Consider the following 20,661-nt stretch of genomic DNA (forward strand, 5'->3'; position numbering starts at 1 on the left):
CATGGCCAAAGGGCAATCTTCAATGGTTAATCAAGCCTCTAAACCCATCGTCTGGACTATAGCCGGCTCAGACAGTGGTGGCGGGGCGGGTATTCAAGCCGATCTTGCGACTATGCAAGATTTAGGCTGCCATGCTTGCTCAGTGATCAGCACTGTGACGGCGCAAAGTTCAGTGGCAGTGACCTTAGTTGAAGGTGTGTCAGAGGCTATGTTGCTCACGCAGCTTAATACCTTACTCACTGACATGCCGCCTAAGGCGATTAAAATCGGCTTGCTTGTCTCTCAGGCGCAACTCGAGCTGGTGGCTAACTGGCTGAAGGACACACTGGCGGCGTATCAAAGCAACACGCAGTGCCAAGTGTCCGTTATTCTCGATCCTGTAATGATAGCCAGTTGTGGTGATGCGCTGAACGCGCAAAAGGCATTAAATTTTGAGTGCTTTAAAGGCTTATTGACGTTAGTGACGCCCAATGCAATAGAGTTAGGCTTGTTAGTGGATCAGCCTTTACTCTTGACCAGTGCTAATGCCAGTGCCTGTGTACAAGCGGCAAAACAATTGGCGTCAAGGTTTGATTGCGCCGTGTTAGCCAAAGGGGGGGATAGAGGGGGCACATGGGATCCGGATTGGGCCCGAGATGTGTTTGTGTGTGGCGCCGTGCCTGAAGTGTCGATTGACCATCAAGATTGCAGTTTTTTGTTAACAGGAAAGCGTGTCGATACGCCCAATAATCATGGCACAGGTTGTACTTTATCGTCAGCAATTGCCGCGGTGATGGCCTCAGGGTTTGTGCTCCATGATGCGATTGTGGTGGCCAAGGCCTATGTGAGTGCGGGCTTAAAAGCCAGCTATCAGCCGGGCAGCGGTGCTGGCGTGTTGGCAAGACTGGGTTGGCCGAGTACCTTGAGCGACTTTCCCAGTATTGTGATGTTAGCGAATGACAAACTTGCAACGGCTGATAAGACAAAGTCCCATGATGCACACCAGTATATGGCGAAAGCACTGCTTGACTCTCGTTATCAAGGGTTGGCTACCGAGCTGGATATTGAGCCTGTGACCTTGCGTAAATTAGACAAGCCATTTACCCCCATCAATGGCCCGCTGGGTTTATACCCTGTGGTGGATGATATTGACATGTTGGCCAGTTTGTTAGCGGCAGGCACGCAAACCATTCAGCTGAGGGTAAAAGGCTCAGATGATCCTTATTTAGAGGAGAAAGTAGAGGAAAAAATAGAGAAGCAAATCATTCAAGCTGTTGCCTTAGGTCAGCAGTATAGGGCGCGAGTATTCATTAACGATCACTGGCAACTAGCCATTAAGCATGGTGCCTATGGGGTGCATTTAGGCCAAGAAGATCTGGCTTTTGCGGATCTTTTTGCATTGAATCAAGCCAATATGGCGCTGGGTGTGTCCAGTCACAGTTATTTTGAATTGCTGCTGGCCAGTCAACTGGCCCCTTCGTATTTAGCGCTGGGGCATATTTTCCCCACCACCACCAAAGAAATGCCGTCATTGCCACAAGGGTTGAATAAGCTCAGTCGTTATGTGTCTTTAATGAAAGGGCATTATCCGCTGGTGGCCATCGGCGGTATCGATGATGACCGACTTGAGCAAGTGAAAGCGACGGGTGTGGATGATATTGCTGTGGTGCGAGCGGTGACGCAGGCGACATCGCCTACAGATGCGTTTAGCGATTTATCACTGAAATGGAGTCACAAAGATGGAGCCATGCATGAATGCAAGCAAAAGCAAAGCAAATGAACTGTCCTCAAAAGCCTTTATGCGTTATTCCCGTCAGGTGTTACTGCCTGAAGTGGGGGAAGCGGGGCAATGTCAGCTGCAAAGGGGGCATGTCATTATTGTGGGCATTGGCGGCTTGGGGCATTTGGCGGCGCAATATCTGGCGGCTGCAGGCGTGGGGCGATTAACCCTTATCGATGGCGATCAGGTGGAAGTGTCTAATTTGCCTCGCCAGTTATTGTTTACTGATGGCGATCTTGGTCAAGCTAAGGCGCGCTGCGCTCAAGCCAAACTGCAAACAGCCTATGTTGATTGTGATATTCAGGCAATTGATTGTTATCTGGATGAGGAGGCGATGGATAAAGGGTCTAAGAATAACGACTCGGCTCAAGCATCAATACAAGCGGCGTTTGATGATGCGGACTTGGTGCTCGATTGCACAGATAATTTTGCCACGCGCCACCTTGTTAATCGTCTCTGTGTGCAAAGGGCAAAGCCGCTTATTTCTGCATCTGCGGCGCACTTCCAAGGGCAACTCTTACAAGTGGATATGGCTAAGGCGGCCGATGCTGGCTGCTACCATTGTTTGTTTCCCAGTGAAATGCAAGTCAGTCAAACCTGCAGCACTGTGGGCGTACTTGGGCCCATAGTGGGCGTGATGGCCTCGATGCAAGCACTGTTAGCTTTGAATCATTTACTTGGGGTGGAAGATTGTGGCAGCGCTGCACAATTATTGAGGTTGAATGGCAAAACCTTGCAGTGGCAGGTGGCGAAGCGGCAACGGGATCCCCAATGCCCAGTGTGCGGTGTGAGTACCTATACTGAACGTGAAATAGATGCCGTCACTTCAGAAGCTAGTACAAAAAGCGAACGAAGGAGTGCATGATGAGTGAGAATAACATTAATGAAAAAATCATTTACTTCAATGATAAAGCCGTCAGTGTTGAGTCTGAGTTCACTTTATTGCAATTACTCAAGCAGCAAAGTGTCGATCCACAAAGCGTTGCGCTAGTCGTTAATCAAGGCGTGGTGCCTCGAAGTCTTTGGCCAACCCAAAGCTGTCAGAGTGAAGATCGAATCGATGTATTTACAGTCGTCGCGGGAGGATAAATATGTTAAAAATTGCCGATGTTGAATTCCATTCACGTTTATTAACCGGAACGGGCAAATTTCGCTCGAGTCGAGATATGTTAGCCTCGTTAAGTGCCTCACGCTCAGAACTGGTGACCATGGCCATGAAGCGCCTCGATTTAGTCGAAGGTTCTGAGGATATTCTTGCGCCATTAAAACAAAGTGGCGTGAAATTATTGCCCAATACGGCAGGGGCCCGCAATGCCAAAGAAGCCGTGTTTGCCGCCGAGTTAGCCAAAGAGGTATTGGGCACACATTGGGTGAAGCTTGAAATTCATCCCGATCCTAAATACTTGATGCCCGATCCTGTTGAAACCTTAGCAGCGGCGCAAATATTATGTGACAAAGGATTTGTGGTACTGCCCTATATTCATGCCGATCCCGTACTCTGTCGCCGTTTAGAGGAAGTGGGCTGCGCTGCAGTCATGCCCCTTGGCAGTCCTATCGGCTCCAATCAGGGTTTAATTACCGCCGACTTCTTACGCATTATCATTGAGCAATCTACTGTACCTGTCATTGTGGACGCGGGCATAGGCGCGCCGTCACATGCCTGCCAAGCCATGGAGATGGGGGCGGATGCCGTATTGGTGAACACCGCCATTGCCAGTAGTCCCCAACCTGAGGTGATGGCTCGCTGCTTTGCCAGTGCGGTTAAAACAGGGCGAGAAGCCTATTTAGCGGGCTTGGGCGCAGTGACGACCCATGCGGTAAACACCAGTCCACTCACCGGCTTTTTAAAGCAAGGTTAAAGCAGGCAGCGCGTCACTCAGTCGGTATTACGGTCTAATACTGAGAGTTAGCGCGCTAATATTCGTGACTGTATTCATGATTGTGTTCGTGATTATATTAAGGATTGCTATCAACAGAATAGACTTAAATTAATTTTTTGAGTTATTATTTCGTTGATTAATCTAAATAAACAATAGGTTAACTGATGAGTTTTATTGATGTCTTTAAGGGTATTCCTCAGGCTGAATTGAAATTGGCCTTGTATTCGACGACGAGCGAGGACGTTGAGCGAGCCTTATCACAACCCAGAGGCAACCTTGAGAGCTTATTGGCCCTCTTGTCACCGGCAGCGGAGCCGTACATTGAGCAAATGGCCGCGCAGTCAGTGGCGCTGACTCGTCAGCGTTTTGGAGCCAATATCGGCATGTTTTTACCGCTGTATTTGTCCAACTTATGCGCTAACGAATGCGATTATTGTGGTTTTAGCATGAGCAATAAGCTTAAGCGTAAAATATTAACCCCCGCAGAATTGGACAGTGAAATACAGCTGATCAAAGCCATGCATTTCGATTCTATCTTGTTAGTGTCCGGCGAGCATGAAACCAAAGTGGGTATCGACTATTTTAGCCAAGTTCTACCACAGGTGAAACAACACTTTAATCATGTGGCGTTAGAGGTTCAGCCCATGTCTGTTGGGGATTACAGCACCTTGGTTGATCAAGGATTAGATGCAGTCATGGTGTATCAAGAAACCTATCAGAGACAAACCTATGCGGCCCATCATACTCGCGGTAAAAAGCAAGATTTTGCATTTAGGCTTGAGACGCCAGACAGAGTCGCACAAGCCGGTGTCGATAAAATCGGCTTAGGGGTGTTACTGGGCTTAGATGACTGGCGCCTCGATGCCTTATTGATGGGGCATCACTTATCTTATTTAGAGCAAACCTATTGGCGCAGCCGCTACAGTATTTCCTTGCCTAGGCTGCGTCCTTGCACCGGCGGCATTGAACCTAAAGTGGCGCTCACGGACACGGGCTTAGTGCAAATGATCTGTGCTTTTCGTCTGTTTAATCACGAATTAGAAATTAGCTTATCGACGCGAGAATCGCCAAGTTTGCGCGATAACTTGTTTCCACTGGGCGTCACTCATGCCAGCGCGGCCAGCTCCACCCAGCCCGGGGGCTATAGCAACCCAAATACTGAGTTGGATCAGTTTGAAATAAGCGATGAGCGCAGCAGCCAGCAGGTGGCGTACGCCATGATGAATAAAGGCTTAAACCCAGTGTGGAAGGATTGGGAAAGGGGTTGGGCATAGTTCACTGTTAGTGAACTATTGATTATGAATTAAGCTTCGCTTAATGGAACGTCGTGAGTTCCCACTCACACTGGGGTAAAGAGGACTGCTCGTCCTTATCCTCTTTACAATCTCCATAACGCCCAACGGAGCAATGCACTTCTATATTCGATTTCTAAAAATAGCTATCGCCTCATATTTGTCATCCCTGTCTTAACTAAGGCTATTTTCGACGTCCTGTCTCAATCACGCCATTTTTTATCGAATTTTAGAAGCTGCTCCAATGGGGGATCTAATGTCAAAAGCAAAGCGGTGGGTTTCTTCGAATTGGATGTAATATTGTTTATTTTTCTACTTCAATGGTTTGAATGGGTGGCGTTGTTAGCTTTTAGCTTAATGGATTTGAGTTGGTTTGGTCTCTGTTGTATTGATGAGTGTATTTATCACTTAACTTTTATGGGAGTTTATCGCTTCCTGCGGGGGCAAGATAGTGGATTTGTATCCACACTGGGCCAAAAGGGGATCTACAGCAATCCCCTCTTGGATCACCTTTGCCGCCCCAGACGCAGTAAAGCGCTTCATGATTAAATTGACAATAATCGCTATCGCCTCATATTCGTCATCCCTGTCTCAACTAAGGCTATTGCGGCATCCATGCCTTAATCACGCAATTTTTGATTTAATCATTTTAGCTACTCCGATGGGGTATGTAACAGAAAAAGCAAAAACAATGGATATCTTCGAATGGGGTTTATGAATAGTGGTGCATTGTGTATATCACTACCTACATTCTATTTTAAATGATAAACATTCACAGAAGGCTGAGCAAGTGAGCCTGTCTGAGTCTTTCGTGTAGTAAAAGCGTGTAGTAAAAGTCGTCTAGTGAAATGCATTGAACAAAAAACAGGGAAGTAAGAGGTGGATCACGTTCTTAAACTATTTTTGTAAGAATACTTTTGTAGGGGAATAAAGATTAACTTCCCTTAATATGTATCATTATGTTAACTTGTTGTTTCTTGGCGGCTGTAGGGCGAATTAATCAGTTTGTTATACAATATTTATTATAATAAACAGTATCTTGTGTTAATTTGGTTTTTGATTAGCTTCTGATGAGTTGTCATTTTAACTGGAACATTATCGAGCGGCTATTTAATAAGCTGTTATATTTCTAGGAGATTTCATACTAATGGAGGAACAATTTGTTTAACTTGCTGATTTCTTATAGTCCCGAAAGTTGGGACTCTTCGCCATATGAATGTGATAGAAGCCGTGCAGTAGTTGAATGTACCGCTGACGAGATCAGTGAGCGGTATAAATTCTTCGATGAAAACGCCATTAACGAACTAAAAAGTTTCCCTGCACTATTTGTAACAGAGAATGAGGCGACCCAATCCAGAATTGGATATATAACAGACATTAGATTACGTAGTGGTTCTGTTGTTATAAGTTTTGAATTTGACCCTATCCTTCCCGCACTTCCAACTGGTGCTATTGAAGCGATGCGGGGAGATATTGATCTTGGTAGGTGGGAGTTATCTAGAACTCACTGGGCTGTAAAAGATGAACCTATTTTTGACATACTTATTCTCCATGGCTATCTAAATCAGCAACAAGTAGAAGCATCCCAGAAATTAAGAATCCCAGAGCCACCAGTATTACCACCTCAAGCAGTTGATGGTAGCTTTAATAACTCACAAGTGTTCATAGTCCACGGGCACGATGAAATCGCAAAGCTTGATGTCGCTAATTTTGTAACGAGTCTTGGCTTAGAGCCAATCACCCTCCATATGCAAGCCAGCTCAGGCATGACGATAATTGAAAAAATCGAGCATTACTCAAACGTTGGGTTTGGCATTGTCCTATACACACCATGTGATGTTGGGCAAAAAGTTGGAAATTTAACTGGTCAACACAGAGCTCGCCAAAATGTTGTTTTTGAGCATGGCTACCTCATCGGTAAGTTAGGTCGGCCTAGGGTAAACGCCGTAGTTAAAGGGGCCGTTGAAACGCCCAATGATATTAGTGGTGTCGTGTATGTTGGCATGGATCCCGAAGGTAGCTGGCAAGAACAGTTAAAGATAGAAATGCGTGGCGCTGGGTACCATGTATAAATCTAACAAGCGCATGTTGTCGGACTGGTTTTCCACTGCGCTCCAAACCAGCCGCAAATGCGGGCGTTAAGCGCAAATGGAGTCTAATATGCAATCACTCCAAGAAATTGCTAATGGAATAAACGCTGAAGCTCACAACTTCGATGTTGGTCAGCTTCAAAAAATAAGAAAGAGAATCCAAAAGTTAAAGAGGTTGCCCTCAAATCAACTTTTTGACCATAGAACTGTTTTTGAAGAGTGGGGCTGGCATTATGGAGGAAGAAAGGAACTACAATTCAATATTGGAATTGAAGGTTCTGAACTTCGATATGGTGTAGCTTTTTCGCTATCATGCAGCCAATCACTCCCTACGATTGATGTCTTGATACCAAAAATATCTTTATTCAATGAATATATGTCCGAATTTGGGGATAATTTCTCAGATCTTAGGATGTGGCACTTTGAAGGCAAGAGAAGCTTTGATTATATGCCTTCGCCAATTTCTCAAGAAAATGTGCGTGAAGGCTTGTTCATATTCTTGGGTGGTAAGCAGGATCTTACAAAGATCAGCTATCAACTTGTTTTAGAAACGCTTGATCGCTTATTGCCGCTATATTTATATACTGAAAATCAAACGACATCAGAAAATAAGTCTAAAGAGGCAAGTTACTTTAATTTCACACCAGGTTGTACCAAGAAGCTATCTAATACTAGCGGTACGATTGCAGAAAAAGAACTTAACATTAGGTTAAGGCATAATGATATTCAACTAAAGCTTTATGAAAAATTGGCAGAAGCGCATGGCGTTGAAAGTGTTGGCACAGAGATACAATGCACTAATGGTAGTATTGACCTTGTTGTAAAAAGTGGTGACAACCTCTGGTTCTACGAAATAAAAACCGCCTCACCAGCTAAAGCTTGTATTCGACAAGCTTTAGGGCAAATCCTTGAGTACGCATATTGGCCGGAGTGTAAAAGGCCTGAAAAATTGATAATTGTAGGACCAAATGCTGCGACCACATTAGAGCAAAGCTATATCGAAACATTGCGTTGTGAATTCCGTTTGCCAATAGAGTACGCGGTTATTAGCGCTTAACAAGGCCATTAAATCGGATTAGTAATAGCTTGCTCGGTTCCACTTCGTTTCTCATTTTAGCTAGTTGAATAACATAGTTGAATAACACAGACACCCATAGTTGAATAACACAGACACCCATAGTTATTTGCTTAATTAATGCTCACTAACTAAGCTTTTATAATTGATTGGTTGAATAGGGCTAGTGTGATGCCAATGGCAAGGAAAGCAATAGTGAGCGTTGAAGATACCCCTTACTACCATTGTGTATCTCGGTGTGTCAGACGTGCTTATTTGTGCGGTGAAGATGAATATACGGGCCAGTCATATGAGCATCGTCGAGCATGGGTAGAAGAGCGTATTCTTGAACTTGGGCAAGTATTTTCCATTGATATTTGTGCCTATTCGGTGATGTCAAATCATTTGCATTTAGTATTAAATGTGGATATTTATGAAGCGAATGCTTGGTCTGAATGGGAGGTTGCCGAGCGTTGGCATCAATTGTTTAAGGGGGCAGAGATTACGCAAAAATTTTCACAAGGATTAGCGCTTGAAGAGTTTGAAGTCGCTTTATTATCAGAAACAATAGCGAAGTATCGTAGTCGGCTGAGTGATATAAGTTGGTTCATGAGAGCGCTAAATGAACCTATCGCAAGAAAAGCGAATCATGAAGACAAGTGTAGTGGACGGTTTTGGGAAGGACGGTTTAAAAGCCAAGCATTATTAGATGAGGCGGCGGTACTGTCTTGTATGGCCTATGTCGATTTAAATCCTATCCGCGCAAAAATTGCAGACACGCCAGAGGAGTCAGATTTTACCAGTATTCAAAGGCGCATAAAGGCCGCGTTAAAGGGTGAGCAACCCGCCAATTTATTAGCGTTTGTCGGTAATGAAACACGAGAGGAGCCTAAAGGGCTATTATTTCATCTTAAAGATTATTTGCAGTTAGTGGAGGAAACAGGTCGGATTATTCGTGATGATAAGCGTGGTGCTATCAGTGAGTTAGCCATGCCTATTCTCAATCGATTGAATATTCCTCAAGAGAACTGGCTGAAGTTGACGACAGAGTTTACTCGTTTATTTAAAGGCCCAGCAGGTAGCTTACAAGAACTGGATGCTTATTGTGCTCATTTAGAGCGAAAGCGACGACAAGGCGCTGGAAATTGTCATCGTTGGCTTGATAGTGCTTAAAGGCTTATACGGACACCCATAATTATTTGCTTGAATTCACTTGCACTGAGTGGTAAAGCAAAGCTATGAGTTTTTTGAATATATACACAGACATGCGATCTGAATTGTGTTTCTATTGACTTGTTTATTGAAAGCATAGCCATATTGGTCTTTATCGCTGTAGCAAGTTAAAGGATTAAGCTTCGCTTAATCAAGTTTATCAATGTTGCTTTTTTTGGTATTTAGTCAGCTGGTTATTCTGTTGCAACTTCAATTTTATCAATTGCTTGCCGCAGGATTTTTGTGCAGATATCTCTGTGATACACTGCAAGTACGTCCTGGTAAGCTCGACGATAGCAAACATCATCCATGTTTAATTGCCAGATAAATATTCCTATTTATCGTTCGAAACGCTTTGCTGGGCAAACTCTCACCCTGTCATCAACGGTCACAGTTGTATCTCCACTGAGTTTTATAAGCAAAAGTGCAAATGGAAGAATGAGTACATTTGAACTTGAAGTGATTGGTTGATATTAATCACATATTTTAAAGCCGTTTTAAATTAATGCTCGCTGTTTTGTATCCATATGTTACCATAATGTTTCATAATAGGTAATAGGGTCATGCCAATAGAGGAATGGAGAACTAAATTCAGTAGCGGTACGCTGATTTCAGTTATTTTTGTAGTTCTTAATTATGTTTTACTCGTAATAAAGCTAAATCTGATCCTATTGAATTTATTAATGGCCTATCATTTAGCTGTTTATTTATTAGCTTTACGTAATTTACTATTCAATAATAATACAACAGGGAAATTGCATTTATCCATGTTATACAAGATTGACTAAAGTCTAGTATTGTATTATTTAATAAAAAGTTATCTTTTATCAAAGTCAGTTAATAAGGAGGTTTTATTTTATTGCTTTATTAAAAATACATATGAACACATTGAAATTAAATAAAAGAAATTTCATCAATAAAGGGGAAAATATTATGATAGATAGAACAGAAAAAGAGCCTTTTTATACGTGTGCCAACGCGAAATGATTTCAGCGCTATTACTTCAGCGCTATTAATTCAGTACTGTCTTTTAACTAAATTGAGATTTACTCTTTAAAAATAAATGATACTTTTCGAGTGTGAGCATATCGGGATGTTTATAACATTGACCGCTATATACTTTTCAGGACAAATATACAGGGAAAAAATACAATGAAGAAAGTCACTATATTATTGCTAATGATTTTTCAATTACCGTTTGTTTCGCAAGCAAGTGAAGCATTAACAAGTGAAGAGCTGATAGCAGCCTATCCGAGTATTTCAGTGGATAGCGACAGGGCAGAAAATAAAGCGGTATTATGTCCATTCATTCGTATATTAGAAAGGGCAGGTTTGTTTGATTCTGAACACCCTGAAAATAACAGTGATATCATGGTTGGACTTGTTAACTTTACAGCAAAAGCAAAAGAGTTTGGCTGTGGTATTCTTGGTTGTGGCAGTGTTGCCACTTTAGTATCGGCAGGACAGTTAACGCATCCGTCGGACGTTTATCACGGTAAGGCTCAAATTGGCCATGTTAATATTACAAACTTACATCAAGCCAGAGGTGTCGCTCATGAATGTGGATTAACATTTAGTTATGGCGATACTGAAGTGAATGATGTAACCCGAAGCAATACGCTGGAAAAATTATTGGCTGAAGCGGATCCACAGGGCCGGTTGAACCAGAATGATATTATGAAAGTGAAATTAGCCATTTGTGCTGAACAAAATGTTGAGATCAGCAGTGCAGGTGAAGTTGAAGTTGGGCTTATTTTTAAATACCTTGGTGGTGAAGATCGCGGATATGTAGAATATGATGATGTTGTTCGTTTATTCAACGCGACCATGCCGAAGACTAAAGCGATAAACTTATTATAAATCAAATTATAACAACGTTATAGACATAGGTGGATGTTATAGCCAAGCCTGTTTTGACTTTTATGAAGCTAAAGAAACTTAGTGAGAGTCATAACAGGTTTTGGCTATATAATGTGTTGTCTCTTATTCTGACTCAAAGAGTATAGCAGTATCGATGCTGGCGCTTTAAGGGGGAGACTTGCTCAAAGAGCTGGGATAGATTTATATTAACCCTCATTTATCGATGCGCCTACGATACTCAAGAATACTCGCTTGGCATGCAGGCACACAATACAAAGGTGCGTTATTTGTACCGTTATTGAAGGAGGCAAAAATGTCTGAAGATTCACCAGAAAATACACAGCAGCTGGGTTTGATTAATAAAAAGATAGTAGCAGAGGGGGAAGAACTGCCAGCCGTTCGTCTCACGGACGGCACTAAGGTGCAAACTGGTACGGTGGCAACAATGTTACATAACATTACTTTGTACAATTTAGGTGAACGTGGTGAGGTCGAGGAACAGTTGAAAGCTGCAATACCGACACTGATTAAAGTGGGGTTATTTGATTTGTTCTGCGTGGATGAATGGATTATCGGCGCAAACCCTGGGCGCACTTTTGTTGGTCGATACGCTAAAGTACTCCTTGATACAAAATGTTAGTCAGGCACAGTCCTCGGTTGTGGCTTTACTTCGCAGGTGAAGCTATTGAAAGTCCTGCACAAGTTCAGGCTCAAGATTAATGATGTGTCGTAGCACGAGCTAAATCAACATAACAAGTAAGCCTTAAATTGTCATAATATTGACATGTTAACTGTGAATTGATCCATGGGGATGAATAGAGGAATGGTGATAAAAAAACCGCCTTTTTCGAAAAGCCCTCTAAAACTCATATAGTGTCTATGATAGGTTGTTTAATGGGACTGGTTGTTCAATGGCTTACTCACTCAAAGATATTCAAAGAGAGGAAGCCATAACTGAATACCGTACTAGCTGGATTTAATACAGTTTCAGTGATTCTGAAAGTTTATTCTAGGTCATTGTCGATAAATGGTAAACAACTAAGAAGAGAGGTGAAAAAACCTTTCGATGCGAACTCGGGTTTATGCCTGTCATTTTGAATATCGAATCTTGTTCTATGATGACTTATGTCCTTATTTTGATCAGTCTCACCGACTGATTTTTTTTCAATGATTGGAGTGCTTATAGACTTAGGGATAGGTTCTACTTGTCCATGTGTGGCTTGCTGTGGAAACGTAATGGCTTTTGGTGTCGATGTGACAGCGGCTTGAGCATTCATTTCGAAATTTGATATTGGATTTTTGGCTTCCCATTTGGTCATCATTTTCACTAACCATTCGGGTGATTTGTGGTTATCTTTTAATACGTTCTCAATATATTTTTGATAGTTTGATCTGGCATTATCATAGGTTATTTGAATGTCTTTAGAAGGTTTATGAACTAAAGTTTTTGCTGTCAATGTGTTGGTTGTTTGAGGGGAGTATGCTTGTTTCATTTTGTTTTCGGTAATGGCTAATTCAGTCCTGAATGCCTTTGATGCATATTCTTCAAAATTATTCGCTCCATCAAAATCAATATCGAGGTTTAAATGATCTGTATTTTGATGACCGGAGTGTGTGTGTTGAGATGTGTGTCTATCCGTTGTTTGATGATTGTGGGATCTTCTCGTTGGAAAATCATCATAATCTAAGCCGTTATAACTTGAGCTACCAGAACATGCTCCAGCAATAATATTTCCCATTTTTTACTCCTTGTAAAATTGAAATATGTTTATTTGACCAACACTTATTACTCTAATAGATCGAATTTCATTTGATAAGATAGCTAATGGTCGAATAAGGGGGATGGTTTAAAAGTTCGAATTTTGATGTGCTTAATTTTGATGTACTGAGTTTGTGTCATTAATAATGAGCGACTTGAATGAGGGTGAAAGGATAGCCATTAGTTTTAGGCCTCTTATTGAGAGGCCGACTTTGGTAGCATTGATTGAATGGTTTTTAAAACCGTATATTACTTAGGCTTATTTTGTGACTTTTTTAATTCAGAACAAAAAATCTCATCTGGATGACTGTCATGCTAATCAATAAAGAGCGTGCGTTTAAAGGGATTAAATGAATGATGTAAATGGAGTCTATTATGACACGCTGTCCTCACTGCCAGAACATTTGTAACCCATTTCGTTTTATGCTGATGACGAAATGGACACCTTATTCATGTGCTAATTGTAACAAAAAGTCTGAGTTCTCATTAAGAGTCAATAAGATCATAAGGGTCTTGAGCGTGAGCGTGGGTATGGTTGCGGGTTTGGGTTACCCCGATCTCTATTCTTTTTGGTGGAAAAACACTCAGCCTTGGTATATTGAACTTGCCATATCCATGTTGGTATTTGTCGCCATTATGACTCTCGTAAAAGGGCTTTTTCTCAAGTTATACCCGATATCGCAAGACACCTAAAACGGTGCTGTTCGTCAGAGTGTCTTTCATTGGTGTGAGAAAGTTAACGGTTTAAATTTCCATCTCTTTGAAGAAATAGTTTGAAGCAATAGTTTGAAGTCATTGTTTTAAGCAATTGTTAGCATCATTGATGCTCATAAATTTGGGTATCCCTTATCACATCACTCCATGATTGCCTTGGATGATTTATTTATGGAGCTGCCTATGACTCTTTGTTCTTGTTCAAAGTCGCAATTAGAAGTGCAAGATTATTGAATATAAAGTCAGTGGCAAAATAAAGTACATTGAAGCAGCGAGTGGTCATTCTTTGCGTGTGTCGTCAATTCAATATTCTCATGTCACTGTGACTTTGTTCAATGCTAGATTGAGCATTTTTGATAAGTATTACTCAAAGTTTGTAAATTTTAAGTTGATTCGTTTAAAATTTTAAAGCTTTTGTTATTATTAGGCTCGTTGTAATTAACAGTAACTAGGGAACAATATGCGGTATGGATTAGTCGGAGTATTTTGTGTGGGGTTGATCTCTGGTTGTAGTAGTGATGATGGGGAAATCAGCGACAATCAGTCTGATGAAGCGGTTGTGAATGATACAGACGATGCTAGCACTAACAGTGGTAATACCAACTATAACCAAATGAGCTGTAGTGATGATCTGACCCGTGTTTTGGCTTTAATTAATGAACAGCGTTCACAGCAACAGATGTGTGGTAGTGAACGCTATGGCCCTGTGGATGAGCTAACCTGGAATACTCAATTAACCGCTGCTGCACAAGAGCACTCAAATAATATGGCTAATTATAATTTTTTCAGTCATACAGGCCTTGATGAAAGTACTATCGCGACTCGGGTTACCGCGCAAGGTTACACTTGGTCTTATGTAGCAGAAAATATTGCTGGTGGCCAGACTACGGCACAGTCTGTTGTGGATGGGTGGATGGCGAGTGAAGGTCATTGTAAGAATATAATGAGCGAAAATGCCACAGAAATGGGCTTAGCCTGCAGCGCAAACAGTGATGCCAATTATCATTATTATTGGACACAAGTCTTTGCTAAGTCACGTTAATGGTGTGGGATTTAGATGAACTGTACTTGATACAATCAGGCAGGTCTTTGAAGAACGGCTATATGTTTTAATCACTCGCTTTTAAAAGAGGTTCATACTTAAAATCAATGATGGTGTATTGATGCTGTCATTGAGTGGACATTGGGTGGAATTAGTATTATCTAGATTATGTTATCTAGGTGATGACTTGCTAAAATCAGTTGCTCATAAAATGGTACTTGTCGTGCCTTAAATCCAACTAATTTCTTTTAAACCTTATTTTACGCTAGGTGGAATTGCCATTATTAGTGATAGGTGAACATCTCGCTAAATTGACCTGAGTAATGATAGAATAGACAATAAAAACAGAGTATAAGGATGTATTTATGCAGTGTCCAAGAACCCATACGGTTTTGAGTCGGGTAAAAGTCGGTGGGATCAGTATCGATTATTCAACTCACTGTGGTGGTGTGTTTTTTGATAATAATGAATTGCAACATTTTGATGAAACACATGAACGGCGGGGGGAAGTGCTGGTTGAGCACCTTGAGCCATTTTATGACCCAAAGGTGGATTTAACTCCTAGGATCCATTGCCCGCAATGTCCTGATATTGTGATGGCTCGACATTTTTATAGCCCAAAAAATCAGGTTGAAATTGACCGCTGCCCTGGGTGTGGGGGGATTTGGCTTGATTATGGTGAGCTTAAAAAAATCAGGCAACTCTTTCCGACGCAGGCGCACAGAGCACAAGCGGCGCAAGGCTTTAAAGCGGCTTTTTCTCAAAGCCCTGAATTTCGCGCTCACATGGAAAAAATACAACATAACAATGCCATAGGTGGACGATTAAGGCAGTTTAATGAGTGTCAATCATTGCTGGATTTTCTGGTGTAGTTGACACGGTAGTCGAGTTTTGTAAACGTTTTACAGCCAGATTTTGTCGTGGCATCATCAATGTAAGCCTGCGAATATGAGGTGATTTTATCACCTCTCGGGCGCTATTTTTTATCTTTAAGCAATATTTTTAAGCCATTTCCTTATTTTTAAGCAATATTCCTATCTTTAAGCAATATTTTTCTTTAGAGAATCTATTTGCTCCTATACTTGGTTGTGATGAGTCTTAATAATTGTTTTGGGAATAAAAATCTATGGATTGGATGGAAATTTTATCGCGTATTCAGTTTGCTTTTACCGTCAGCTTTCATATTCTTTTCCCTGCTTTTAGTATTGGTTTATCGACTTTTTTGATGATTTTTGAAGGGATTTGGTTGATCACAAAAAATGATAAATATCTTGCTATTGTGAAATTTTGGACAAAAGTCTTTGCATTGACTTTTGGTATGGGGGTGGTGTCTGGCATAGTCATGGAATTTCAATTTGGCACCAATTGGTCAGGTTTTGCCAAGCAAGTTGGGCCTGTGCTCGGGGCATTGTTTACTTATGAAGTGTTGACGGCATTCTTTATTGAAGCGGGTGCACTGGGCATTATGATTTTTGGTTGGGGAAGAGTCAGTAAAACATTACATTTTTTTTCGAATATTGTGATTTTTTTGGGGGTGACAATATCGGCTTTTTGGATCCTGTCGGCAAACTCATGGATGCAAACGCCTAACGGCGTGGATTATATTAATGGTCAATTTGTCATAACGAGTTGGTTTAATGTTATTTTTAATCCTTCTGTTCTGCCAAGATATATGCATATGTTGATTGCGGCTTATTTAAGTACCTCCTTTGTGATATTGGGGGTGAGTGCCTATTACTTGATAAAAAAAATCAATCATGATTTTGCACTGCCTTGTATTCGGTTCTCTGTGGTGAGTATTTTACTACTCAGCGTAGGCCAGTTTTTTGTCGGGGATGAAGTGGGTCTTAAAGTCCATGAACATCAACCCATTAAAACGGCGGCAATTGAAGGAGTGTGGAATACACAAAAGGGCGCGCCTTTGGTTTTATTTGCCTATCCAGATGAAGAAGCAGAAAAAAACCGTTTTGCCATAGAAATTCCTAAGTTAGCATCATTGATTAATACGCACCAAATGGACGGTGAGCTGATTGGCTTGAAGAGTGTTGATAAACAAGATAGACCTTTGGTGGCCGTTGTTTTTTATAGTTTTAGAGTCATGGTGGCCATTGGATCGTTAATGTTGCTTATGGGAGTAATAGGAACGATTTTATTGCTTAAAAACCGATTGGACAATGCTAATCGGTTTCTACATTTATGTGTGATCTGTTCGCCTATTGGCTTTATTGCGATAATAGCGGGTTGGTTTACCGCTGAGTTTGGTCGCCAGCCTTGGGTTGTTTACAATATCATTCGAACAGAAAATGTCGTCAGTGATTTGAGTGTTGTCCAAGTGGGTATTTCATTAGCGTTAATTATCTTGATTTATTGTATTGTGTTCGGCTTTTTTTACTTTCGTTATTTTAGCCGGATCATCAAGCAAGGCCCTTCTGCTGCCGGAACCGAAAGAATGCCTTACGCATATTTTCAATCCGTTGAAGAAAATATTTCTAAAAAGGATGAGTAAAATGGACTATCTCGGTTTAAGTTGGCTATTGATTATTGGTTTTGGGTTATTGATGTATGTGATCCTTGATGGGTTTACTTTGGGTGTTGGCGTGTTATTTCCTTTTTTTAATCATGATCAAAAAGATATTGCGATCAGTGTATTATTGCCCACATGGGATGGTAATCAAACATGGCTTGTTTTTTCTTTAGCAGCATTTTACGGCATGTTCCCTATCGGTTTTGCTTTTCTGTTTCCTAAAATTTATCTTCCCGCGATTATTTTGGCTTTGATGTTGTTATTTAGAGGTATTTGTTTTGAATTTAGACTGAAATCGACACAAGGGATCCGCAATTGGGATCGCCTTTTTTTTATATCATCATTAATGATAGCCTTAATTCATGGCTATTTAGTCGGCCAATTGGTCGTGGGGTATGCTAATGCCCATTATTTGGATGGAATTGTTTTTAAGGTCTCCTCAGCAATAACATTAGCCATAGGTTATATGCTATTAGGGGCTTGCCGATTAATTTTAAAAACCGAAGGTGATTTGTTAAAAAAAGCACAAGATTTGGCAATGGTGTTGGCCATTATTTTGTTAGTCATGATGCTCGTTTTGGGTTTACAAACGGAGATGCATAAAAGTGTATCTTTATTTTCAGTTAAAATGTTATTACTTATTTTGCTGCTTTCATTAACACTGGTTAATTTTATTATATTATTTTTTATTATTAAAGGACCCCGTCATTATTTACCTTATTTATTCAGTGTTTTTATCTTTATATTGACTTATTTGAGTATGTTTACTTATATTTTTCCTTACATCGTGCCTTATGAGTTGACTTACGAACAAGCAAAAGCTTCTGACATGACGCTATCGTTTACCTTAATTCCTGCTGCTTTTATGATCCCCTTGTTACTGATCTATACCAGTTATGCTTATTATATTTTTAGAGGGAAAACAAAAGAAAAGTTGAAGTATTGAAGCGGTAGTGAGTGTTTGTTAGTGTTAGTTTATGAAGATGAACATTGCATTGGGCGCTACAACTTGTATTCATTTGGTGATTATATCCATGATACTTCAAGATGCAGGATTCAGTGCAAACGAATTAACTTTTAACTTGAATATTCACTGACAAAAAGTCATTTTCTAGCGGAGTATTGTTAGGCATTGATGATGATAAATATCGATATGCACATTAAGTTAAACAGGTAATAAGCGCTAAAAAATGGCTGTTATTATTTTATCTGAAGAGAAATCGATTAAACCTATAGTGTGGGATGTACTCTGGACTCCTTAACGTTTAAGAGAGAGTGTTAATATTTTTTATTGGTTATTATACAGTACATTATGATGTATTGGCTTTAATGAGGGAATGGTAGTTTATAAATTTGTTCTGATTAGTCATCCCATGTGAACGAGGCCGTTATCGTTAACTCTATTATTTATTTTATTCGAGTGGAAAAAATTGAGTTGATATATATGGTGGGAAATATAGCGCATAAATACTGGCGCGATTGACTTAAGATTAATAATAATATATTTACCGTTAATTTATATTTTACGCATTCGGACTATGCTTGTTTGCATTTCATGATGAATAAAATCGTCAGTTTACTTTAGTTTTACTTTAGTGTTCGGTGTTATTTTTTATCATCTCTATTTAAACGTGAGATTGCAGTATGTGGTACAAAGTCAAGTCTATTGTTTCAGGGTCAATTGGTAATTTAATTGAATGGTATGATTGGTATGTTTATGCTGCTTTTTCTATATACTTTTCTCAGATCTTTTTCCCCGAAGGGGATTTAACCTCTCAGCTGCTTAAAACATCGGGTATTTTTGCGGTGGGGTTTTTTATGAGGCCCATAGGTGGTTGGATAATGGGGGCTTATGCGGATATTAAAGGTCGAAAAAAAGCCCTTATATTGTCGATTAATATTATGTGCATCGGTTCGTTAATTATCGCTTTAACGCCGTCTTATGACAGCATAGGCGTATTGGCTCCTCTTTTACTGCTCGTTGCGCGGCTAATGCAAGGATTAAGTGTGGGGGGGGAATACGGCATTTCTGCTACTTATCTCAGTGAAGTTGCCCCTAAGAAATTTAGAGGTTTTTATTCGAGCTTTCAATATGTCACACTCATTATGGGGCAGCTCATTGCGTTGCTTGTGCTGATTGTCTTACAGAACACACTTTCGAGTGAACAACTCTATACTTGGGGGTGGCGGATCCCTTTCTTTATTGGTGCGTTATGTGCCATTGCGGCAATGATAATGCGAATGAAAATGGAAGAAACGAATAAATTTAGTCCACCTTCGAAACACAAAGAGTCTGCTCTTAGTAAGTTAAGAGAGCTGCTTAAACATAAAAAGACCTTTTTGCTGGTTATTGGCCTTTCAATGGGGGGCAATGTGGCCTTTTATACTTATACGACTTATATGTTGAAATACTTAATTAATACTATAGGTATGCCTGTTACAACAGCCACTTGGATCAGCTCTATTGCCTTGTTAATCTTTATGTGCTTGCAACCGGTAATCGGTTTATTATCTGACTACATCGGACGTAAAAAATTATTGATCACCTTTGGTCTTTTCGGGACGCTAGGCACTGTGCCTATACTGACTTTGCTTGAGCAAGCGACGACAGTTTTTTACGCATTTACATTGATTATGTTAGCGCTTGTTGTGGTGAGCCTGTATACCTCTATTAATGCCATTGTGAAAGCGGAATTATTTCCTGTTGAAGTTCGAGCCATTGGTGTGGCGTTACCTTACTCGATTTCTGTGGCAATATTTGGTGGAACAGCAGAATATATTGCGCTTTATTTTAAAGATATAGGCATTGAATCGGGTTTTTATTGGTACGTCACTTTTTGTATTTTCTGCTCTCTTATGACATATATTTTCATGCCTGATACGATGAAGCGATCTAAAATATGATAGGACATTATTGCTGACTGATGATGGAGTCATTATGATACATCGCTCGAACTGCGCGATTGCTAAAAGGCTGTATGATGCCTTCTTGGCGAGTGATATTGAAAGCATTTTTGGACTCTTAAGCCCTCAGATCGTTTGGGAGTTAGTGGGTTCTGATGAGGTGCCGCATTTTGGTCTATATCAAGGTGTTGAAGAAGTCAGGGACTTTTTCGCTATCATTAGTCGAGTTAATCACGTTAAGACTTTTGAGGTATTGAGTTATACCGAAACGGAAAAAGGGGCTTATGTTGAATGTCGAGAACAAGGTCACTTTCAAGATCATCCCGCTTCCTTTGATCTACGTTCATGTCAAATTTTAGAAATTGAAGCAGGCTTAATTACGCGTTTTACGATTTATCAAGATACTTCTCGAATGGTCGATGCTTGGCGATCTTGATGTATTTAAAGTAAAAAAGGGGTAAATACTAACTTGGATAGGTATTTATACCCAAACTACTTGAAGATGCAGGATTCAGCTGGAATTAAAACGCGTTTAGGCAAGGCATTGAGTTGAGGGCTTAGTTATTCTAAG

18 protein-coding genes are annotated in these 20,661 nt (G+C 40.6%); 17 read left to right on the forward strand and 1 reads right to left on the reverse strand.

Annotated features, from left to right (window positions below):
* Position 1 precedes the first annotated feature (1 nt).
* From thiE to Q0779_RS20305, 10 genes are all read left to right on the forward strand, one after another.
* Entirely contained in the window at positions 2–1,759 is a 1,758-nt protein-coding gene (gene thiE / locus Q0779_RS20260; protein WP_298775477.1) for a thiamine phosphate synthase, read from the forward strand.
* Positions 1,731–2,624: a HesA/MoeB/ThiF family protein gene (locus Q0779_RS20265; RefSeq protein WP_298775479.1), complete on the forward strand. Its 894-nt coding sequence runs from the start codon at positions 1,731–1,733 to the stop codon at positions 2,622–2,624. Before thiE ends, Q0779_RS20265 begins: the two co-directional genes overlap by 29 nt.
* On the forward strand, positions 2,624–2,848 hold the full coding sequence (gene thiS / locus Q0779_RS20270) for a sulfur carrier protein ThiS (RefSeq protein WP_298775481.1): 225 nt from the start codon (positions 2,624–2,626) through the stop codon (positions 2,846–2,848). The genes Q0779_RS20265 and thiS overlap by 1 nt, the downstream gene beginning before the upstream one ends.
* A gap of 2 nt (positions 2,849–2,850) precedes the next feature.
* Positions 2,851–3,618 (forward strand): thiazole synthase, encoded by a 768-nt coding sequence (locus tag Q0779_RS20275; RefSeq protein WP_298775483.1) that lies wholly within the window; start codon positions 2,851–2,853, stop codon positions 3,616–3,618.
* A gap of 185 nt (positions 3,619–3,803) precedes the next feature.
* Positions 3,804–4,913 (forward strand): 2-iminoacetate synthase ThiH, encoded by a 1,110-nt coding sequence (gene thiH, locus Q0779_RS20280; RefSeq protein WP_298775484.1) that lies wholly within the window; start codon positions 3,804–3,806, stop codon positions 4,911–4,913.
* 1,178 nt (positions 4,914–6,091) lie between these two features.
* The gene (locus tag Q0779_RS20285; RefSeq protein WP_298775485.1) at positions 6,092–7,003 is read left to right on the forward strand and encodes a nucleotide-binding protein; all 912 of its coding nucleotides are present in this window, start codon (positions 6,092–6,094) and stop codon (positions 7,001–7,003) included.
* An 88-nt stretch (positions 7,004–7,091) separates the two neighbouring features.
* Positions 7,092–8,078 (forward strand): hypothetical protein, encoded by a 987-nt coding sequence (locus Q0779_RS20290; RefSeq protein WP_298775486.1) that lies wholly within the window; start codon positions 7,092–7,094, stop codon positions 8,076–8,078.
* Positions 8,079–8,267: 189 nt separating this feature from the next.
* A complete protein-coding gene (locus Q0779_RS20295; RefSeq protein WP_298775487.1) occupies positions 8,268–9,248 on the forward strand; it encodes a transposase in 981 nt (326 codons plus the stop codon).
* 1,191 nt (positions 9,249–10,439) lie between these two features.
* Positions 10,440–11,147, forward strand: coding sequence for a hypothetical protein (locus Q0779_RS20300; RefSeq protein ID WP_298775488.1), 708 nt, complete (start codon positions 10,440–10,442; stop codon positions 11,145–11,147).
* A gap of 313 nt (positions 11,148–11,460) precedes the next feature.
* Positions 11,461–11,787, forward strand: a complete 327-nt coding sequence (locus tag Q0779_RS20305; RefSeq protein ID WP_298775489.1) for a hypothetical protein — start codon at positions 11,461–11,463, stop codon at positions 11,785–11,787.
* Between the two features lie 364 nt (positions 11,788–12,151).
* Here the strand turns inward: Q0779_RS20305 and Q0779_RS20310 are convergent, their stop codons facing one another.
* Complete coding sequence (locus tag Q0779_RS20310; protein ID WP_298775491.1) at positions 12,152–12,886, reverse strand: hypothetical protein; 735 nt, start codon at positions 12,884–12,886, stop codon at positions 12,152–12,154.
* A 539-nt stretch (positions 12,887–13,425) separates the two neighbouring features.
* Here Q0779_RS20310 and Q0779_RS20315 point away from each other — a divergent pair.
* The 7 genes from Q0779_RS20315 to Q0779_RS20345 all read left to right on the forward strand — a co-directional run bounded on the left by Q0779_RS20315 (position 13,426) and on the right by Q0779_RS20345 (position 20,526).
* Positions 13,426–13,599 carry a hypothetical protein gene (locus Q0779_RS20315; RefSeq protein ID WP_298775493.1) on the forward strand — a complete coding sequence of 58 codons (174 nt, stop codon included), beginning with the start codon at positions 13,426–13,428 and terminating at the stop codon, positions 13,597–13,599.
* Positions 13,600–14,080: 481 nt separating this feature from the next.
* Positions 14,081–14,662 (forward strand): CAP domain-containing protein, encoded by a 582-nt coding sequence (locus tag Q0779_RS20320; RefSeq protein ID WP_298775495.1) that lies wholly within the window; start codon positions 14,081–14,083, stop codon positions 14,660–14,662.
* A gap of 365 nt (positions 14,663–15,027) precedes the next feature.
* Positions 15,028–15,534, forward strand: coding sequence for a zf-TFIIB domain-containing protein (locus tag Q0779_RS20325; protein WP_298775496.1), 507 nt, complete (start codon positions 15,028–15,030; stop codon positions 15,532–15,534).
* A 254-nt stretch (positions 15,535–15,788) separates the two neighbouring features.
* The gene (locus Q0779_RS20330) at positions 15,789–17,168 is read left to right on the forward strand and encodes a cytochrome ubiquinol oxidase subunit I (protein WP_298775498.1); all 1,380 of its coding nucleotides are present in this window, start codon (positions 15,789–15,791) and stop codon (positions 17,166–17,168) included.
* Position 17,169: 1 nt separating this feature from the next.
* Positions 17,170–18,132: a cytochrome d ubiquinol oxidase subunit II gene (locus Q0779_RS20335; protein ID WP_298775499.1), complete on the forward strand. Its 963-nt coding sequence runs from the start codon at positions 17,170–17,172 to the stop codon at positions 18,130–18,132.
* Positions 18,133–18,830: 698 nt separating this feature from the next.
* A complete protein-coding gene (locus Q0779_RS20340; RefSeq protein WP_298775500.1) occupies positions 18,831–20,090 on the forward strand; it encodes an MFS transporter in 1,260 nt (419 codons plus the stop codon).
* 34 nt (positions 20,091–20,124) lie between these two features.
* Positions 20,125–20,526: a nuclear transport factor 2 family protein gene (locus tag Q0779_RS20345; protein WP_298775501.1), complete on the forward strand. Its 402-nt coding sequence runs from the start codon at positions 20,125–20,127 to the stop codon at positions 20,524–20,526.
* Positions 20,527–20,661 lie beyond the last annotated feature (135 nt).

The organism is uncultured Shewanella sp. (assembly GCF_947491715.1).
Lineage (GTDB): Bacteria > Pseudomonadota > Gammaproteobacteria > Enterobacterales > Shewanellaceae > Shewanella.